Source organism: Bradyrhizobium iriomotense (assembly GCF_018130765.1).
Taxonomy (GTDB): Bacteria; Pseudomonadota; Alphaproteobacteria; order Rhizobiales; family Xanthobacteraceae; genus Bradyrhizobium; species Bradyrhizobium iriomotense_A.
Genome location: NZ_JAFCJZ010000005.1, coordinates 16,597 through 34,046, shown reverse-complemented (window position 1 = coordinate 34,046; position 17,450 = coordinate 16,597). Strand labels below are relative to the sequence as shown.

The 17,450-nt window shown below is 64.0% G+C and carries 17 protein-coding genes; 6 read left to right on the top strand and 11 right to left on the bottom strand.

The window, feature by feature from the left end; all coding sequences use genetic code 11:
• Positions 1-72: 72 nt before the first annotated feature.
• A complete protein-coding gene (locus JQ635_RS11100) occupies positions 73-1,446 on the top strand; it encodes a hypothetical protein (protein WP_211409905.1) in 1,374 nt (457 codons plus the stop codon).
• 9 nt (positions 1,447-1,455) lie between these two features.
• Here the strand turns inward: JQ635_RS11100 and JQ635_RS11095 are convergent, their stop codons facing one another.
• From JQ635_RS11095 to JQ635_RS11080, 4 genes are all read right to left on the bottom strand, one after another.
• On the bottom strand, positions 1,456-2,775 hold the full coding sequence (locus JQ635_RS11095; RefSeq protein ID WP_211409904.1) for a dicarboxylate/amino acid:cation symporter: 1,320 nt from the start codon (positions 2,773-2,775) through the stop codon (positions 1,456-1,458).
• 109 nt (positions 2,776-2,884) lie between these two features.
• Positions 2,885-5,545, bottom strand: coding sequence for an aconitate hydratase AcnA (gene acnA / locus JQ635_RS11090; protein ID WP_211409903.1), 2,661 nt, complete (start codon positions 5,543-5,545; stop codon positions 2,885-2,887).
• A gap of 21 nt (positions 5,546-5,566) precedes the next feature.
• Positions 5,567-6,886, bottom strand: coding sequence for an MFS transporter (locus tag JQ635_RS11085; RefSeq protein WP_211409902.1), 1,320 nt, complete (start codon positions 6,884-6,886; stop codon positions 5,567-5,569).
• 116 nt (positions 6,887-7,002) lie between these two features.
• A complete protein-coding gene (locus tag JQ635_RS11080; RefSeq protein WP_211409901.1) occupies positions 7,003-7,887 on the bottom strand; it encodes a GntR family transcriptional regulator in 885 nt (294 codons plus the stop codon).
• 294 nt (positions 7,888-8,181) lie between these two features.
• Here JQ635_RS11080 and JQ635_RS11075 point away from each other — a divergent pair, with 294 nt between their 5' ends.
• Entirely contained in the window at positions 8,182-9,261 is a 1,080-nt protein-coding gene (locus tag JQ635_RS11075) for a lactonase family protein (RefSeq protein WP_246583452.1), read from the top strand.
• Between the two features lie 25 nt (positions 9,262-9,286).
• Here the strand turns inward: JQ635_RS11075 and JQ635_RS11070 are convergent, their stop codons facing one another.
• Both JQ635_RS11070 and JQ635_RS11065 read right to left on the bottom strand, forming a co-directional pair.
• Positions 9,287-10,303: a formamidase gene (locus JQ635_RS11070; RefSeq protein ID WP_211409899.1), complete on the bottom strand. Its 1,017-nt coding sequence runs from the start codon at positions 10,301-10,303 to the stop codon at positions 9,287-9,289.
• A gap of 135 nt (positions 10,304-10,438) precedes the next feature.
• The gene (locus tag JQ635_RS11065; RefSeq protein ID WP_211409898.1) at positions 10,439-10,660 is read right to left on the bottom strand and encodes a hypothetical protein; all 222 of its coding nucleotides are present in this window, start codon (positions 10,658-10,660) and stop codon (positions 10,439-10,441) included.
• Between the two features lie 348 nt (positions 10,661-11,008).
• On the opposite strand from JQ635_RS11065, the gene JQ635_RS11060 reads away from it, so the two are divergent.
• Positions 11,009-11,191, top strand: coding sequence for a hypothetical protein (locus JQ635_RS11060; RefSeq protein ID WP_211409897.1), 183 nt, complete (start codon positions 11,009-11,011; stop codon positions 11,189-11,191).
• A gap of 22 nt (positions 11,192-11,213) precedes the next feature.
• Here the strand turns inward: JQ635_RS11060 and JQ635_RS11055 are convergent, their stop codons facing one another.
• The 3 genes from JQ635_RS11055 to JQ635_RS11045 form a co-directional block, all read right to left on the bottom strand.
• Positions 11,214-12,590, bottom strand: coding sequence for a vWA domain-containing protein (locus JQ635_RS11055; RefSeq protein ID WP_211409896.1), 1,377 nt, complete (start codon positions 12,588-12,590; stop codon positions 11,214-11,216).
• A 5-nt stretch (positions 12,591-12,595) separates the two neighbouring features.
• Positions 12,596-13,543, bottom strand: a complete 948-nt coding sequence (locus JQ635_RS11050; RefSeq protein WP_211409895.1) for an AAA family ATPase — start codon at positions 13,541-13,543, stop codon at positions 12,596-12,598.
• Between the two features lie 142 nt (positions 13,544-13,685).
• Positions 13,686-13,886, bottom strand: coding sequence for a hypothetical protein (locus JQ635_RS11045; protein ID WP_092022653.1), 201 nt, complete (start codon positions 13,884-13,886; stop codon positions 13,686-13,688).
• A 225-nt stretch (positions 13,887-14,111) separates the two neighbouring features.
• Between JQ635_RS11045 and JQ635_RS11040 the strand changes: the two genes are divergently transcribed.
• On the top strand, positions 14,112-15,086 hold the full coding sequence (locus tag JQ635_RS11040) for a quinone oxidoreductase family protein (RefSeq protein WP_211409894.1): 975 nt from the start codon (positions 14,112-14,114) through the stop codon (positions 15,084-15,086).
• 38 nt (positions 15,087-15,124) lie between these two features.
• Here the strand turns inward: JQ635_RS11040 and JQ635_RS11035 are convergent, their stop codons facing one another.
• Together JQ635_RS11035 and JQ635_RS11030 are read right to left on the bottom strand one after the other, a co-directional pair.
• Positions 15,125-15,400, bottom strand: coding sequence for a hypothetical protein (locus JQ635_RS11035; protein WP_211409893.1), 276 nt, complete (start codon positions 15,398-15,400; stop codon positions 15,125-15,127).
• Between the two features lie 102 nt (positions 15,401-15,502).
• Positions 15,503-16,111: a S24 family peptidase gene (locus JQ635_RS11030; protein WP_018644790.1), complete on the bottom strand. Its 609-nt coding sequence runs from the start codon at positions 16,109-16,111 to the stop codon at positions 15,503-15,505.
• 166 nt (positions 16,112-16,277) lie between these two features.
• Here JQ635_RS11030 and JQ635_RS11025 point away from each other — a divergent pair, with 166 nt between their 5' ends.
• Together JQ635_RS11025 and JQ635_RS11020 are read left to right on the top strand one after the other, a co-directional pair.
• Positions 16,278-16,808, top strand: a complete 531-nt coding sequence (locus JQ635_RS11025) for a GcrA family cell cycle regulator (protein WP_211409892.1) — start codon at positions 16,278-16,280, stop codon at positions 16,806-16,808.
• A 45-nt stretch (positions 16,809-16,853) separates the two neighbouring features.
• Positions 16,854-17,429 (top strand): hypothetical protein, encoded by a 576-nt coding sequence (locus JQ635_RS11020; protein ID WP_211409891.1) that lies wholly within the window; start codon positions 16,854-16,856, stop codon positions 17,427-17,429.
• The last annotated feature ends 21 nt before the right edge of the window (positions 17,430-17,450 follow it).

Genomic DNA, 17,450 nt, shown 5'->3' with positions numbered 1-17,450 from the left:
GGAAGAGATAAGAATCAGTCATCCTGAGAATGGTGACCGGCAATGGCCGGAAGCACGAGACATCAGGCGCGAATGAATAGCGATATTTTCTTGCCGTCACATCGCGGAAATCGATTTTACCAGGGCAAAGCTGCGACCTTCGTCGCCAACGCCCTTCAGGCGGTCAATTTTCTCGGCGATCGATTCCTGAGACAATCGCCCCATTCGTTCTCGGCCATCGCGGATCTTTACCGGCACTCGATGGACAGCGCCTTTTCGGTGACCGAGGCTTTCCTCGTCACGGGCGCGCCCCATGCCTCCGCCTATTACCCGCGCGACTTCGCCTGGTTCTACCCCGATGTCCTCGACCCCGAGACCATCATGGATGCGCAGGACGCGGTTCGACGGGCTCGTTTGCTCGAGAAGAGCGTCCGCCTGTTGCTGGAGGCGGTTCGCGCCGACGTCGTCACCACGACCATCGTGCCGGCGGGACGCGGCCGGTATCTCGGCGTGAATTATTTCTCGCGCCCCTCGGACACGCTGCTCGGCATTCTCGCCGGTCTCCAGCAGATGCTCTCCGCCGAGGAGAGGGCGTCGACCTATCTGGCGATGTCACAATGCGCGCATGCAGGCCACCTGTTGCTGACCGAATATGGCGCCGATCTGAAGCGCGCGATCCTGAAGCTTGCAAGCGAGCTGGAGCCGTTCGACGCTGACGGCACCAGATATTTGCTGTGCGACGCCAGCGGGCCTCGCTCTGCGGCGACGGATACACGTGCCGAGCGCCGGCGTTTCGTCACCAATGCCTGCGTCTACACGACGTTCGTGTGGGGAGTGCGGCTTGGGATCGTCGACGAAAACGAGCTGAAGCGGCTGCTTGGGCGCGACCTTGTGCAGTACAAGCGGGATCTGCTCCGTCTGTTCGGCAAGGACGGCTATATCAGGCATTCGCTTGACGGCGCAGCGGGCGCGCCGGTGTCCTTGGTGGCCCTGGATTTCGTCAGCGTGCATCGCGGCTTCTGGGATATGAGCGATGCCAGCGAGCGCGCGCTGTTCTCGGCGACGGCCGATCTGATCATCGCCGAACCGCGCTTCCGCATCCCCAGCACGTTCCACTTCCTGGTGTCCGCGGATAATCCGCGCAACAAGATCATCCACAAGATCGCGGCGCCGGCCTATCAGGGGCGTTCGTCCTGGCCGACGTTCAATGTCGAGTTTGCGGATCGTATGCTGGACTTTGATGAGGCCTCAGGGAGCGATACCTACCGGGCCTGCGCGCAAAGGATATTGAAGGACATTCGCACCGCGACCGAGGTCCATGGCGGCTATCAGGAGCTGATCTCGGAGCAGGGCCTGAAATATCGCACCTGGGCCTACAAGGGGGCGGTGGCCCACTCCTGGTTTCCGCGCTTCCTGTCCGTCTGGAGGAGGGCGTATGGAACGCCGCTCCTCCAGTGGAATGATTGATCCGCGGGGTTATCCCGCCGTCACGTCTACGAGTTCGCCGCCTTCGAGCACCTTGGCCGCCTTGGCGCTGTCGAGATCGCCTTCCCAGGCCGCCACCACGACCGTCGCCACGCAGTTGCCGACGAGGTTGCCGAGCGCGCGGGCCATGCCGATGAACCAGTCGACCGAGAGGACCAGCACGAGGCCGATCGCGGGGATGCTCGGCACCGCGTTCAGCGTCGCGGCCAGGATCACGATGGCTGAGCCCGGCACGCCATGCGCGCCCTTCGACGTGATGAGCGAGACGCCGAGCACCAGCAGGAGGTCGCCGAACGAGAGCGGCGTGTTGGTCGCCTGGGCGATGAACACGACGGCAAGCGTCAGGTAGATCGAGAAGGCGTCGAGGTTGAAGGAATAGCCGGTCGGGATCACGAGGCCGACGATGGAATCCTTCACGCCCATGCGCTCCAGCTTCTTCATGATCTGGGGCAGCACCGCGTCCGAGGACGCCGTCGCGAGCACGATGGTCAGCTCCTCGCGCAGATAGGCGAGGAATTTAAGAATGTTGATTCCGGCAAGCGCCATGACGCCGCCGAGCACGCCCAACACGAAGATGCCGACGGAGACGTAGAACAACATCACCAGCGACACGAGCTGCTTCAGCGAGCCGACGCCGTACTTGCCGACGGTGTAGGCGACCGCGCCGAGCACGCCGAGCGGGGCGACACGCACGATCAGTCCCATCACGCGGAACAGCACGGTGGAGGCCGCGTCGATGATGGAGGTAACGAGCGCGCCCTTCTCGCCGCCGACCAGCGCAAGGCCGACCCCGAACAGCACGGCGAAGAACAGCACCTGCAGCACGTCGTTGCGCGACAGCGCATCGAAGGAGGTGGTCGGGATCACGTTCATCAGAAAGGCGCCGATGCCGCCGCCGGACAGCTTGTGGGCGTTGTCGGCATAGGTGTTGAGCGCCTTGGCATCCAGCGTCGACGGATCGATGTTCATGCCGTGGCCGGGGCCGAAGAGATAGGCGAGCAGCAGGCCGACCACGAGCGCCACCGTCGTCATGACCTCGAAGTAGACCAGCGCCTTGACGCCGACCCGCCCGACCTTCTTGAGGTCACCGGCGCCGGCGATGCCATGCACGACGACGCAGAACACGATCGGCGCCACGATCATCGAGATCAGCTTCAGGAAGGCGTCGCTGAGGATCTTGAGTCCGATCGCGAAGTCCGGGACGGCCATTCCCAGGATGACGCCGAGCACCAGCGCGGCCAAGACCTGGACGAACAGCGAGGTATAGAGCGGCTTGGACTCGGCGGCCGGAGCCGCGGCAATGGTCGACATGAAAACTCCCCGTTTCTGACGACGTTTCCGTCGTCCAAAAAAGGAGCAACAACCGTGCCAGAATGTCGCGGTTACCTCCCGGAAACCGGGAATTTGCCGTTCAGGCCGCTCAAACCGGCGCGCCAGCGGGCCGTCGGGAAGGCAGCCCAAGGGCCTGCCCGGTAGGCTCAGGCGAATGCCGGCGCAGGATCAGCGGCAGCAGTCCGCCGACGCGCAGGGTCTCGCATTCCAGATTGGTCTCGACCGCGGCGATGGCCGTGAAGCGGTCGATCTCGGTGCCGTCCCGCAGGATCCGAACCTCGATTGCGGCGCGCGGCGCGAGAGCTTCGACGGACGCCTCGATCTCGATCATGTCGTCCGCTTTCAGCCCGAGCGTTTGCGGCCGACGATCCGCCGGCAGGCGCAGCGGCAGGATGCCCATGCCGATCAGATTGGAGCGATGAATTCGCTCGAAGCTCAGTGCCAGCACCGCGCGCGCGCCGAGCAGGGCGACGCCCTTCGCTGCCCAATCGCGCGAGGAGCCCATGCCGTAGCGTTCGCCGGCCACGATGACGGCGGGGCGTCCCTCCTGTGCATAGCGGTCGGCCGCGAGACGTAGCGGGAGGCGTTCACGGGTGCCTGCGAGGATCGTCTGTCCGGGCGGTAGGTTGGGATCGAGCAGATTGCGCACGCTCTTGTTGGTGAAGAGTCCGCGCAGCATCACCTCCCAGTTGCCGCGGCGTGAGGCGAAGACGTTCAGGTCTTGCGCATCCTCGCCACGCGCGACGAGATAGCGGGCCGCCTCGCTGCTCGCTCCGATCGCTCCTGCCGGTGAGATGTGGTCGGTGGTGATGTCGTCGCCGAGCACCAGCAGGGGCGTTGCCGCATAGTGTCCGAGACGCGTGCCCTGGCCGAAATCCGCAAAGGGCGGGCGGCGAATGTAGGTCGAGGCGTCGTCCCAAGGAAACAGCGCCGTGTCAGGGGCCTCGAAGGCGGCCCAGTCGGCGCTCGCTTCGGCCGCGTCATAGGCGCGGCCAAAATCGCTTGCTTCCCGGGCGCGGGCGAGCGCCGCGTCGATCTCAGGGCCGGTCGGCCAGAGATCCGCAAGGCGCACGTCCACACCGGCATCGTCGCGCCCGATCGGGTCTTGCAGGATGTTGCGGCTGACGTCGCCGGCGAGAGCAAAGGCGATGACGAGCGGGGGTGACGCGAGAAACGCGAGCTCGATCTGCGAATGCACGCGGCCGGGAAAGTTGCGGTTACCTGACAGCACGGCGACGGGCGTGATGTGACCTCCGGCGAGCGCTTGTGCCATTGCGGGGGCCAGAGGACCTGAATTGCCGATGCAGGTCGTGCAACCGTAGCCGACGATGCCAAAGCCCAGCGTCTTGAGATCGTCGAGCAGACCGGAACGCATCAGATAGCGCTCGGCCGTCGGCGAGCCCGGCGCGAGCGAGGTCTTGACCCAGGACGGCGGCCTGAGCCCGCGCTGGTGCGCCTTGCGGGCCAGGAGACCCGCGGCAATCAGGAGGCGTGCGTCTGATGTGTTGGTGCAGCTCGTGATCGCGGCGATCGCAACCGCTCCGTCGGCTGGTGGGCGCGCGCGATCCGTGTCTGCGGTCGCCGCGCGGCGCTCCAGGCCGAGTGCCTCGGCCGTCCTGCCGGCCGCAATACGGTCCTGCGGGCGGCGAGGGCCGGCGAGGCTCACCTCGACTTCATCGAGGTCGATGGTGACCGTCTCGGTGTAGCGGGGCTCGGCGGCCGGATCGAACCAGAGCTGTTGGCGGCGCGCATAGGCCTCGACCAAAGCGAGCTGCTCGCGCGACCGGCCGGTCTGCCCGAGATAGTCGACCGTCCGTTCGTCGATTGGGAAGTAGCCCGAGTTGCCGCCGAACTCCGGCGTCATATTGGCGACGACGGCACGGTCGCCGGCCGAGAGCGCGGAGACTCCGGGGCCGAAGAACTCGACGAAGCGATCGGCAAGATCGATCCGCCGCAGGCGTTCGGTGACGGTCAGCGCGAGATCGGTTGCCAGCACGCCCTCGCGCAAGCGTCCCGTCAGGCGGACGCCGACCACCTCGGGGACCCGCATGGTCACGGGCATGCCGAACATCACGCTTTCAGCCTCGAGCCCGCCGACGCCCCAGGCGAGCACGCCGATGCCGTTGATCATGGGCGTGTGGCTGTCGGTGCCGATCAGCGTGTCGGGCACGGCCCAGAGCTGACCGTCACGAGTCGTGGTCGTCACGACGCTCGCGAGGCGCTCGAGGTTCAGCGTGTGCATGATGCCGGTGCCCGGCGGATGCACGCGGACTCCGTCGAGCGCCTGGCTTGCCCATTTCATGAAGCGATAGCGCTCGCCATTGCGCTTGAGCTCCTGCGCCATGTTCAGCTTCATCGCGTCGGGGCGCCCGAATACGTCGACGCCGAGCGAGTGGTCGGTCGAGACGTCGACGGGAAGGACCGGATTGAGGCGGTTGGGATCGCCGCCGGCTTCCGCGAGCGAGGCGCGCAGGCCCGCGATATCGACCAGCGCGGGACCGCAAGTCGTGTCGTGCATGAGAACGCGCGAGGGCTGGAACGCGATCTCGCGGTCACTGCGCCCATTGGCGAGCCAGCCGAGGATCGCGGCAACGGATGCATCCCGTTCCTCGCCGCCGTTGCGCAGCACGTTCTCGAGCAGGATCCGCAGGATCATGGGCAAGCGAAGCAGGCCCTCGCCCGCCGCGGCCGTGATGTCGGCGATGCGGTAGGTCTGCGACCCCATGATAAGCGTTGCGAAGGCGGTCATCATCTCATCCTGGCTGCGAGATCAGGCGTGTTGCTCGGCTGGTTGTGTCTCTGTCTCGTCCGCGTTCTCCATCCGTGCGAACCAGGTCATCAGGAACGACACGAACAGCAAGCCGCTGAGGAACAGCAGCCCGCCATAGGCGCTGCCGGTCCAGTCCTTGATGGCGCCGATGGCGTAGGGGCCGGCGAAGCCGCCGAGATTGCCGATCGAGTTGATCGCCGCGATCGATACCGCCGCCGTCGAGCGCGTCAGGAACAGGCCGGGCAACGACCAGAACGGCGACTTGAAGGCGTAGATGCCCGCGAGCGACAGCGAGATCAGCGTCATGGCGATGGCGGGCTGAACCACGAGCCCCGTGAGCGCAAGCGCGGCGGCGCCCCAGAGCAGCGGGATCGCCGAATGCTTCTGCCGCTCGCCGGTACGATCGGAATTGCGCGACCACAACACCATGACCACGGTGGCAAAGGCGTAGGGCAGCATGGCAATGAGTCCGACCTCGAAATTCGTCAGCGTCGACGACAGGCCCTTGATGATCTGCGGCATCCACATTCCGATGCCGAGATTGCCGACCTGGTAGATGAAATAGATCACCGACAGGAACAGCACTTTCGGGTTGGTGATGGCGGCGATGATTCCGAGATGCTGCACGTTGCGTCGGCCGGTCTGGTCCTTGCGCAGCTCATCGACAAGCCAGTCGCGCTCCTGCTGCGTCAGCCACTTCGCCTGCTCAGGACGATCGGTCATGATGAAATAGTTGAGGATACCGGCGATGATCGCGGGACCGCCTTCGAGCAGCAGCATCCAGCGCCATCCGCTCAGGCCCAGGCCTCCGACGTGGTCCATGATCCAGGTGCTGAGGGGCGCGCCGATCAGGTAGGAGACCGGAATGGCGGCGGTGAACAGCGCCACCGTCGTGGCCTGCTCCTTGGTGCGGAACCAGTAGGTCAGATAGATGATGATCCCGGGGAAGAAGCCAGCTTCGGCGACGCCGAGCAGGAAGCGCAGGATGTAGAGCTGCATCGCGCTCTGCACGAAGGCGGTTGCGGTGGCGACGATGCCCCAGCTGATCAGGATGCGGGAGATCCAGATGCGCGCGCCGTATTTGTTGAGGGCGACGTTGCTCGGCACCTCGAACAGGAAATAGCCGATGAAGAAGATGCCGGCGGCAAAGCCGAAGGCTTCGCTCGTCAGTGCGAGCTCCTTGTTCATCTGGAGCGCCGCATAGCCGATATTGGCGCGGTCGAGATAGGAGATGACGTAGAGGCCGAAGCAATAGGGCACGATGCGCCAAAGCACCTTGCGCATGGTGGATTGCTCGATGGTCGCTGTGGTGGCGGACATTGGCGCGTTCCCTGGCTGCGTTTCTGGGGCTTGTCGGGCAACGCCAGCCTTCCCCGCAGGCGGGCGCCTTGCGGGCATATATGCATTTTATAATATAAAATGCAATAAGGCCTGAATCAGACCTTGGGGACCTTGATCAGGCCGGCGCCCTCGATGTGGACGCGGAGGAAGTCGGACGCCTCCTGTCGCAGGCCTTTTTCCAGCAAAGTCAGGATGTTGATGTGCTCGCGGCACTGGATCGGAAGACGGCTGCGGTCCACCGTGATGCGGTACTCCACGAGCCGGCGCAGCCGGTTCACGCGCTTGACCGCGTCGAGAAAGAACGGATTGCGTGCGCAGCCGACGAGCATCTCGTGGAACTCGGCGTTGGCGGCGAATATCTCCGAGCGCGATGCGCGCTTGTAGGCGCCATCGAGCAGCCATTGCTGCTGCTCGCGTGCGGCCGCAAAGGCCGCGCGATCGATCTCGAAGCTCGGCAGCAGCAATGCCTGCGGCTCGAGCGCGACGCGCAGTTGGTAGCCCTGCTGATAGCTCTCGCGGGAGGTGAGGAGCGGGCCGAATGCCCAGCCGTTGCCGGGCAGGCGTTCGATCCAGCCTTCATCGGCTATTTTCGTGAGAATCTTCAGCAGGCGGGTGCGCGAGAGGCCGTAGCGGCGCATCAGCTCGTTCTCGCTGACCTTGTCCGGAAGCTTTCCTGCGAGGCGGTCCTCTGCGATGGCGAAATACCATTCGTCCTCGCGCTCCGGCTCGGTGTCTTCCGCATCGGGCAGATCGGGAAGCTCGCCGGCGCCCTTGACCAGGAAGAAGCCGCGGTTGGGCTCGGAGCGCACAACCTTCATGTCTTCGAGGATCTGGAGCGCCGCGTTGATCGGCGCGCGCGACACCCGCAGTGCGTCCGCGAGCGTCTGGCTCGGCAGATGCTGTTCGGCCTGCAAGCCGTTGGCGCGGATGTAATCGAGAATCCGTGCGGTCATCTGGGTCGCGAGATTGGGGCGTGGCATTGGCGACTCGGGCTGGTCCTGATTGGCAAGATTTCGCCCAACGGCGGGCGCGGCACAAGCGGTCGCTGGGGCGGTCCTTGCGCGAGCTGTAAAATTGTGTTTTAAAAAATAAAAAGCAATATGGGAGGAGCCGTGACGCCGGGACATTCTGTTGGACGCGATGCCTCGCCTGTCTGCGCCGATCGGGCGAGCCTGTCGCGGCGTATGTTCGCGCAGCTTATCGCCGCCGGTGCCGTGACCTCTGCAATACCCGCAGCATCAGCGCAAACACTGGGAGCCCACAAGGGGGACATCATGATCGAAGGCTCTCGCTCATTCGTCTATGTCGGCGCGCGCACCACGAAGGAGCGCAATGCCCGCGGCGACGGGCTCAACGTCTATGTGATGGACAATGCGACGGGGGTCTGGCGCCACGTCCAATTGCTCGGTGATCTCGTCAATCCTTCGTTCCTCGCCTTCGACAGGACGCGCCGGTTTCTCTACACCGTGCATGGCGATCTCAGCGACATCACCGCCATGGCGATCGACCCTGTGAGCGGCAAGCTCAGCGTGATCAACCGCCAGAGTACCGAAGGGAAAAACCCCGTCCATCTCGCCGTCGATCCGGGCAACCGGTTCGTCGTGGTCGCCAATCACATTACCTCCACGCTCGCACTATTGCCGCGCCGGGACGACGGCTCGCTCGGTGCCGTGATCGATCTGGTCAAGCTGGAGGGCAAGATCGGGCCGCATCGGGTGGAGCAGCCGTTTGCCAAGCCGCATCAGGTCGAGTTCGATCCGTCAGGCGTATTCATCGTCGTGCCGGACAAGGGGCTCGATCTGATTTTCACCTATCGGATCGATGCCGGGGCCGGAAAGCTCGTGCAGGCGACCAAACCGGTGCAGACGCGCGAGGGCGCCGGGCCGCGCCACGTCGCGTTTCATCCCGGCGGCAAGCTTGCTTATGTCGTCAACGAATTGGACTCGACCGTCACGGCTTACCATTTTGATCCGGCCACCGGCGCGCTTGCCCCGTTCCAGATCGTCTCCGCGGTTCCGGATGCCTTCACGGGGAACAGCCGCGCCGCCGAGATCGCCGTGTCGGCAGACGGACGCTTCGTCTATGCCTCGAATCGCGGCGACGACAGCATCGCGATCTTTTCTATCGATGCTGCGAGCGGACGGTTGAGTCCCGTCGATTGGACCGCGAGCGGTGGCAAGACACCGCGCTTCTTCACGCTGGATGCTTCAGGCAGATTCCTGTTTGTGGCGAATGAAGACAGCGACACGGCCGTTCTGTTCAGCCGAAATGCCGACACCGGCCGCCTCGTTCGAACGGACCAGACCGTGAAGGTCGGAAGCCCCGTTTGCATTGTCTTCAGGCCGCCTGCCTAGAACGCGCGGTCGGTCGGGTTCGGAGTCATTCCGCCGCCTTGGCCGTCCGGGCGCCGAACATCCGCGTCGGGGCGGGGAAGCCGCAGGAGGTGCCGTCGGTCACCTTGACCTGGTCTTCCCATGGCAGGCGGAAGGTGCCTGCGACCATGTCCTGCATGAACGTGTAGGGGCAGTCCATCGCGCCGCCCTTCACCGCGACATAGCCGCGGTGCCAAAGCTGGTAGATGTTGTTCTCGACGCCCCAGTTGATGCGCGCCTCGCGCACGAGGTCGGGCCGCACCTCGGCGGTGATGATCTCGTCGGCGCGGCCGGTGGTGCCATGCGCCAGCACGGTGCCGTCGAAATTGACGATCATGCCTTCGCCCATGGAATCGAACGAGCCGTCCGAGCCGCACATGCAGACATTCGCCGTGACCATCAGGTTCTGGAACGAATTGGCCTGATTGGTGAAGCGCCAGGCGTCGCGGATCGGCGCGGTGTAACCGGCAGTGCGGATCATGATCTCGGCGCCCTTATAGGCGCATTCGCGCGCCATCTCCGGGAACATGCCGTCATGGCAGATGATCAATGCGATCTTCGCACCCTTCGGACCCTCGATCACGGGAATGCCGATATCGCCGGGCTCCCATGGCTCGACCGGAATCCAAGGATGAAGTTTGCGGTAGTAGAGCTTGATCTCGCCGTGATCGTCGATGATCAGGCCGGAATTGTATGGATTGCCGTGCGGGTTGAACTCCATGATGGAGAAGCAGCCCCAGATCTTGTTGTCGACACAGGCCCGCTTGAAGGCCGCGACCTCCGGTCCATCGAGCCGGCACATGATCTCCGGATTGGTGTCCATCGAGAGGCCGTGCAACGAATATTCGGGGAACACCACCAGATCCATGGTGGAGAGATTGCGGCGCGCCTTGCCGACCATCCAGACGATGCGCTCGGTCTGCCTGGCCAGATCGGCCGGAGTCACGACATTCGGCAGTTGAAGCTGCACAAGTCCGACGACCACGCCGTTGGGAGATTTGTTCAGCCCGCCGAGCCCGTTCATGATCAGCTCCCTTGCCCGTCCGGCACTGCGTCGTTGCGCGCCGGATCCTGTCGCAAGAAGCAAATCCGATTTCGGCGAGGAGCTAAAGATTATTTTTCAGGCGATGGCGCAGTTACGCGGCAGCAGGCGATCCCGTCACGCCACGAGATCCAGCAGCCGACACGATCCGCGCACCAGCACCTTGCGTCCAGCGGGAGTCATCGCAGGCACGCCATCATTCATGACAACGAGCCCGAGCTTGACGAGGCTTCCGACGAGATAGGCCTTCGCGAGGCGACCGTTCGACACCGGGTTGCGAAGCGCCTTCAGCGCTTCCCACTGGTCGGATGAAAGATCGACGTCGAAATCGTTGCTCATGCTGCCTCAGGCGATAGTCCGGTTTGCGTGCCCCTGTTAGCGGCGCCGCATGAAGACCGTGCGACGACAATGAGTCGGGAATTCGGTCAGCTGTTTAGAACATCTCTTCACAAATTGCGGCACTTCATTGCGGCCACAGGAATTAAGATCGTTCGCGCAGGAATATCGTCCCGACAATCACTAATTGATGATCCACATTTGATGTTGCGCTGCGAACTGCCGCGGTGCACGGGAAGCATCGCTGTCCCATTCTGCGTCGCGATATGCACAGAAATCATGAGGCGAGGAGCTCGGGACTCTGTTACGTTGATTCGCGGGGAATGGCTTCACACGGCAGGAGTGGAGTGCATGAACAGGCTGGTGGAAATTCGCAGTCAGGAATCCCTGTGTCGCGAGCGCGCTGCGCTCGATTCTGAGCGCAGGCTGTTCTGGCTGGCACAGGCCCAGGAGTGGGAGCAGCGCGCGCTCGACGAAATTGCGTATCACTTTCGGGAGTGCAATCTCATCCAGGCCGAGTTGACCGCCGCCTGACGCGAGAGGTCGTCGTCGCCGCCTACTGATAAGTCGCCACGATGTCAGACACCGCGCGCTCGAGCTGCTGCGCGGTGGCGCATTGGCGCACGACGCTGCAAAAGGTCGCATAGCGCGGCATCTCGGAATCGCCAAAGCCCCAGGCAAGCCGTCCCTCGGGATTGAGCCAGACCACCCGTTTCGATCGCTCGGAAATCCGGCGCAGGATGTCGGCGCGCGGATCGAGGTTGTTGCTGCGGGCGTCGCCAAGCACGATCACCGTGGTCTGCGGTGTCAGCGTGCTCATGAAATCCTTCTCGAAATCGACCAGCGAAGAGCCGTAGTCCGACGAGCCGAAGCCCACCTTGGACATGATCTCGGCCATCGCTTCTTCCGGCGACTTCGATTCCAGGATGTCGCTGACCTCGATCAGATGCGAGGAGAAGGCGAAGGAGCGGACGTCGTCGACGACCTCGTGCAGGGAATGGATCAGCAGCAGGAAGAAATCAGAGACCTGTGCGACCGAGCCCGAGACGTCGCAGAGCGCCACGATCTTCGGCCGGTCGCGGTGCTTGCGCTTCCACGCGGTGAGGAAGGGAACGCCGCCCCAGGCCGCGTTGCGGCGCAGCGTGCGGCGGACGTCGAGATGGCCGCGTCGCTGGCGCTTGCGCGGTTTTGAGTAGCGCTCGCGCAAGCGGCGGGCGATCTGGCGTATGAGGGCCCGCATCTCGGCGACCTGGCGCCGCTCGATGCGCGCGAGCGGCGCGTTGCGCAGGATCTCGTTGCGGAGGTTTTCGGCCTCCTCGCGGGCATAAAGCGCAAGTCCCTGTGAGACCGTGTCGCGTACCGCCTCGCGCAAACCATCGAGCGCGGCGCGCAGGCGTTCGGCCAGTGCGGGATTGGTTGCGGTCAGCTGGTCGAGCTCGTCGCGCAGGCGCTGAAGGCCCATGGCATCGAGGATGCGGCTGGAGAAGATGCCGCGCTGCGTGGAATAGCGGATGTCGGAGAGCGAGGCGGCGCCCGCCGCGCTGGCGATCGCGGCGGCAATGGCATTGCGATCCTGCGACAGCAGCATCTGGGCGAGTGGCCCGAGTTCCTGTTGCGGTGAACCGCCGCCGGCATCACTGGCCGCGCCGGAAGAGGGCGCTTGATCCGCGTCCTGTGCGGCATCCTGGTCGGCGCCCTCGGGCTGCTCCTGCCGCGGTTCGGGCTGGCTGAAGAACAGATCGAAGCAGTCGCCGAGCGCGAGCTTCTCGTCCTGGGATTTGGCAAGCGTCAGCAGCAGCGCGTCGCGCAGGATGGTCCGGTCGGAAAAGCCGACCTGCGACACCGCGCGCATCGCATCGATGCTTTCGGCGGGCGAGACGTGGACGCCGACGCCGCGTGCCGCCCGAAAGAAACGATGGAGATTCTCGCGCATCGGCGTCAACCGAAGACGTTGGACCGGGCCGCCTTGGCAATGAAGGTCGTCACCTGCGGCGCGGCTGCCTGGATGTCGGCTTCGTATTTCAGGAGTACGTTAAGGGTGTCCTTGACGATATCGGTGTCGAGCTCCGACGCCTGGAGCAGCACCAGGACGCGCGCCCAATCGATGGTCTCGCTGACCGAGGGCAGCTTCTTCAAGTCCAGCGAGCGGATCTCGTGGATGAAGCCGACCATCTGCCGGCGCAGCGCCTGCGAGATGCCGGGCACGCGGCTTTCGACGATGCGTTCCTCCAGCCGCTGCTCGGGGAAGCCGATATGCAGATGCAGGCAGCGCCGCTTGAGAGCATCGCCCAGGTCGCGCTCGCTGTTGGAGGTGAGGATCACCGTCGGCGGCGTGATCGCCGAGACGGTGCCGAGCTCGGGGATCGTGACCTGGAAGTCGGACAGGATTTCCAGCAGCAGCGACTCGAATTCAGCGTCCGACTTGTCGATCTCGTCGATCAGCAGCACGCAGCCGCCCGGCTGCTCCAGCGCCTGGAGCAGCGGCCGCGGTTCGACGAACTCCTTGGAGAAGAACACGTCGCCGAAATCGTGGAGCTGATCGAGCGCGGCATGCAGCGTCTGCGCCCCGCCCAGAACTTCGCCGAGCTTGTCCTTGAGGATCTGCGTGTAGAGAAGCTGCTTGGCGTATTTCCACTCGTAGAGCGCCTTGGCCTCGTCGAGGCCCTCGTAGCATTGCAGGCGGATCATCTTCATGCCGCGCCAGGCGGCGATCGCCTTGGCGAGCTCCGTCTTGCCGACGCCCGCCGGGCCCTCGACCAGGATCGGCTTCTCGATCTGTTGCGACAAATAGACGGCGGTCGCGATCTGCCGGCTCGCGATATAGCCCTGCGCGGCGAGGCCGCTCTCCACTGCCTCGATCGACGTCGAGGCCTTCTGATCAGCCACGAAATGGCGCTCCCAAAGGTCTTGCTTGAGGCTTGTTCTGCCTGCGTTCACGGCAAAGAACAAGCCTCGTTTGGGAGACATCAGATCCGCGTGAGCGGCGTTTTTTCCGTTCAGCGCAAATAGTTGAGCGGTTCGGTCGCGCTCAGTTCCGGAGCAGCTCCGGCTTGCGGATCGTCTGCCGGACCTCGGCGCCGCAATCGGCGCATTCATAGACGAAGTCGATCTTGGCAAGGCTCCAATGCGGCTCGACCTCGCGCACATACATTGGCAGGAACCCCATGCACGTCGGGCAAATCACAGGCGCGATCTCGATATCCTGATGATGCTGTACATAAGCTGGCATCTCGGCTCTCCTTCGCAGGCGACCACCAATCCCCGCGCAAAGGCTACTGCTGGTTGCTCCAAGGCCGTCATCAACTCTTTCGAACAGAGGCGGAACGGCGGGCGTTTGTCGTTCGCTGTGACATTCTTGTTACGCCTTCTATACTGTAACGGGCGGACCAAATGCCTATTTCACAGGCCGATCCGGTTATCGGACCTTCACTGCAACAATAAGGGAGCAACGCCCATGACGCATGCCATTCGTTTTCACAAGACCGGCGGACCGGAAGTCCTGGTCTGGGAAGAGGTCAGTGTCGGCAAGCCGGGACCTGGCGAGGCGCGCATTCGCCACACCGCCGTCGGTCTCAACTTCGTCGACATCTACAACCGTTCAGGTCTCTATCCCGCCCAATTGCCGAGTGGGCTCGGCAGCGAGGCCGCCGGAGTTGTCGAGGAGGTCGGTCCAGGTGTCACCGATCTGAAGCCGGGCGATCGCGTCGCTTATGGCGCTTCGCCGCTCGGTGCCTATTCGGAGGCGCGGTTGATCCCCGCCGACCGTCTCTTGAAGCTGCCCGATGGCGTCGATGACAAGACCGCGGCGGCAATGATGCTGAAGGGGCTGACGACGCAGTACCTGATCCGGCAGACCTATCGGGTGAAGGCCGGCGATACCATCCTGCTCCACGCCGCGGCCGGCGGTGTCGGCTCGATCCTGAGTCAGTGGGCCAAGCATCTCGGCGCGACCGTGATCGGCACCGTCAGCAACGACGAGAAGGCGAAGCTCGCCAAAGCGCATGGCTGCGACCATGTGATCATCTACACCCGCGAGGATTTCGTGAAGCGCGTCGACGAGATCACCGGCGGCAAGAAGGTGCCGGTGGTCTATGATTCCGTCGGCAAGGACACGTTCCTGAAATCGCTGGATTGCCTTGCACCGCTCGGCGTCGCCGCGCTGTTTGGCCAGTCCTCAGGCGCAGTCGAGCCGCTCAATCTCGGCCTGCTCGCCCAGAAGGGCTCGCTCTACGTCACCCGGCCGACGCTGTTCACCTATGCCGCCAAGCGCGAGAACCTGGTGGCGATGGCGGGCGAGTTGTTCGACGTCGTCAAGTCCGGTGCGGTGAAGATCGAGGTTCACCAGACCTACCCGCTGAAGGACGCGGCCAAGGCGCATGCCGATCTCGCCGCGCGCAAGACGACGGGGTCGACCGTTCTCCTGGTGTAATATTCGTCCGGACGTGATGCAGGCCGCTGCGGCCTGCATCACGTCCGTTCGTGTTCGCGCAGGTCGCGGACCTGATCGAGGCGGATCGCCTGCAGATCGACGTCCTCGGGCTCGATCTGTGGAAGGGCTGCTTCGGCCAGGATGGCCTCGGTGACGTCCTCGACCGAGTTCTCCACGATCTCGTGGATGAACGAGACGTTCCGATACTCACCCGAGGCGAGGCGGGAGATGACCTCGCGTCTGGTGATCTCGGGATCGACGACCGCCTCGCGGCCGCGCCGCCCGTAGTCAATCATTACGACGAAATACTGCATGAAACGGCCCTGCCGCGCCCCATGGTCGGGGTGCGGCAGAGTATTTCCGAAAAACGGAATTGTGTCAAGGTGGATTTCTAAAAAACGGAAATCCTCGAGCGCCTACTTGCCCTTCTTGCGGGGGCGGGCCGATTTGGCGCGCAGCCGTTCGAGCTGCCCCTTGGGCATGGAAAGGCAGATCTCCCCGACCCAGTCGAGCTTGACGCCGACGATGGGCTTGGCGTTGAAGCTGGTGAGATTGACGACGGAGGGGGATTTACCCCGCTCGATGGTCTTCAAATAGCGTTCGCCGGTCTTGAGCCGGACGACGGCTTCTTCACCGTAGAAGCTCGACAGCGGATGACGCTGGTCCTTGTAGACCACGATCACGTCGCCGCTCTCGTATTTGGGCAGCATCGAATCGCCCACGATCTCGAAGGCGACGGTCTCTTCCATGATCGGGAAGGGCAGCGCGATGTCACCGAGGCCTTCCGGGGGAACCTGCTCATAATCCGGTTCGATCACGGCGCCGGCCCCGACGCGGCCCATGATCGGCGCGAGATTGAGCTCGAGATATTCCATGATCGGAATGATTTCCGACGCCTTCACCAGGCGCTCGCCGCCGAGGATCTCCGACACCGCGCCGGGCCGCACGCCCATGGCCGCGGCCAGGCCGCCCTTGCTCTTGCCTGTCTTCTCCAGGCCCCGCTCGATCATTGCAACGTCCAACATGGTGATTCCCTCGATTGCCCATCGTGTCGTCTCTTGTAATCCGAAATTCGGAATTGATGCAATTATGAATATCAGAATTTCTGCTTGACACTAGCTTCGGAATACCGGAATGTGTGTCCCGCCTCCGGATCGTGCGGTCGGGGGAGGCGCATCACAGGACAGCATCATGGAACCGGGCCATTGGCCGTCGGAGCACTCCGACGCGCTTCGCGACTATTTTCTCAAGGGGATGTCTTATGCGGAGATCGGACGGCAGATTAATGCAAGATTCGGAACGGCTTACACGCGCAACGCGGTGGTCGGCCGCGCCAAGCGGCTCGGGCTCGTTATACCGGAATGGATGACGAGCCCGTCGATCGTACCGCCTTTGCCGGGCGAGGCTCTGGTTTCGCCGCGCCGCTCCGCGTTGCCGAACCTGAACTTGCCGCCGAAGTCCGCAATGAAGCCTGCCGCGCGGGTCAAGTTGCGCTGCGTCGGCGTCCAGCCGCGCCTGATCGAGCTGGTCGAGCTCGAGGCGGCCGACTGCCGCTATCCCTACGGCGGCGACAAGGATGGGGAGGACATCGCCTTCTGCGGCCATCCGCGCCAGCCGGGCTCCAGCTATTGCGCACCGCATGCGCGCCTGACGCGCCGTTCCGGAGTTGCGTCCGCCCGCATCGCAACTCCTGTCGTGCTGAGGTTGGTCTCCGCCGCCTGAAGCCGCGCCGTCCGTTCAATCGTCAGTCTTGCAAGGAGCATCCGAGTGGCACGTCCCCGACGTAACAAGTCCTACAAATTGGCGCAGATCTACGACCGGCGGTCGCGGGAGGTGCCGTTCAATGCCGAGGTGGCGGAGGTGGAGGTCGACAATCCGCTCGCGCTCGATTCCGGCGAAAAGATCCTGGCCATCCGGTCGATCCGCAGCGATCCGCTCGGCCGGCTGCACGCGCACCACCAGATCGATGAAGCGCAATACCGCGGTGGGCGCGCCTTCCAGAACGATTGGGAGCGGGCGGAGCGAGGCCCTCAGGCGGTGGATACGACCCGCGAATATGTCGATGGGACCGGCACGCGCGAGCCTGTCACCGAGAGCCAGCGTCAGGCGGTGCTGCGGTTGAACCGGATCGAGCGCGAACTCGGCACCGACGGCGCCGCGCTGGTGCACGACGTGCTGGTGCTGGGTCTGACCATGGATCAGATCGGGCAGCGTCGTGCCGTCCGCACGCAGCGCTGGAACGACTATTTTGGCCGCCGGTTTCGCGAATGCCTGGATCGGCTGGCGCTGATCTACGGCTTTGCGACGGAGGCGGGGACACGGCGTGCGGATGGGCGCAGATGAATGCGGCGCGCCTGCGGTCTC

Coding starts and splice junctions, on each gene's coding strand:
- JQ635_RS11065 (WP_211409898.1), bottom strand. CDS start 10,660: ATGAGCAACGATTTCGACGTCGATCTTTCATCCGACCAGTGGGAAGCG.
- JQ635_RS11080 (WP_211409901.1), bottom strand. CDS start 7,887: ATGCCACGCCCCAATCTCGCGACCCAGATGACCGCACGGATTCTCGAT.
- JQ635_RS11030 (WP_018644790.1), bottom strand. CDS start 16,111: ATGTTGGACGTTGCAATGATCGAGCGGGGCCTGGAGAAGACAGGCAAG.
- JQ635_RS11045 (WP_092022653.1), bottom strand. CDS start 13,886: ATGCCAGCTTATGTACAGCATCATCAGGATATCGAGATCGCGCCTGTG.
- JQ635_RS11025 (WP_211409892.1), top strand. CDS start 16,278: ATGGAACCGGGCCATTGGCCGTCGGAGCACTCCGACGCGCTTCGCGAC.
- JQ635_RS11095 (WP_211409904.1), bottom strand. CDS start 2,775: ATGTCGACCATTGCCGCGGCTCCGGCCGCCGAGTCCAAGCCGCTCTAT.
- acnA (WP_211409903.1), bottom strand. CDS start 5,545: ATGACCGCCTTCGCAACGCTTATCATGGGGTCGCAGACCTACCGCATC.
- JQ635_RS11075 (WP_246583452.1), top strand. CDS start 8,182: ATGATCGAAGGCTCTCGCTCATTCGTCTATGTCGGCGCGCGCACCACG.
- JQ635_RS11085 (WP_211409902.1), bottom strand. CDS start 6,886: ATGTCCGCCACCACAGCGACCATCGAGCAATCCACCATGCGCAAGGTG.
- JQ635_RS11035 (WP_211409893.1), bottom strand. CDS start 15,400: ATGCAGTATTTCGTCGTAATGATTGACTACGGGCGGCGCGGCCGCGAG.
- JQ635_RS11040 (WP_211409894.1), top strand. CDS start 14,112: ATGACGCATGCCATTCGTTTTCACAAGACCGGCGGACCGGAAGTCCTG.
- JQ635_RS11070 (WP_211409899.1), bottom strand. CDS start 10,303: ATGAACGGGCTCGGCGGGCTGAACAAATCTCCCAACGGCGTGGTCGTC.
- JQ635_RS11100 (WP_211409905.1), top strand. CDS start 73: ATGAATAGCGATATTTTCTTGCCGTCACATCGCGGAAATCGATTTTAC.
- JQ635_RS11055 (WP_211409896.1), bottom strand. CDS start 12,590: ATGCGCGAGAATCTCCATCGTTTCTTTCGGGCGGCACGCGGCGTCGGC.
- JQ635_RS11060 (WP_211409897.1), top strand. CDS start 11,009: ATGAACAGGCTGGTGGAAATTCGCAGTCAGGAATCCCTGTGTCGCGAG.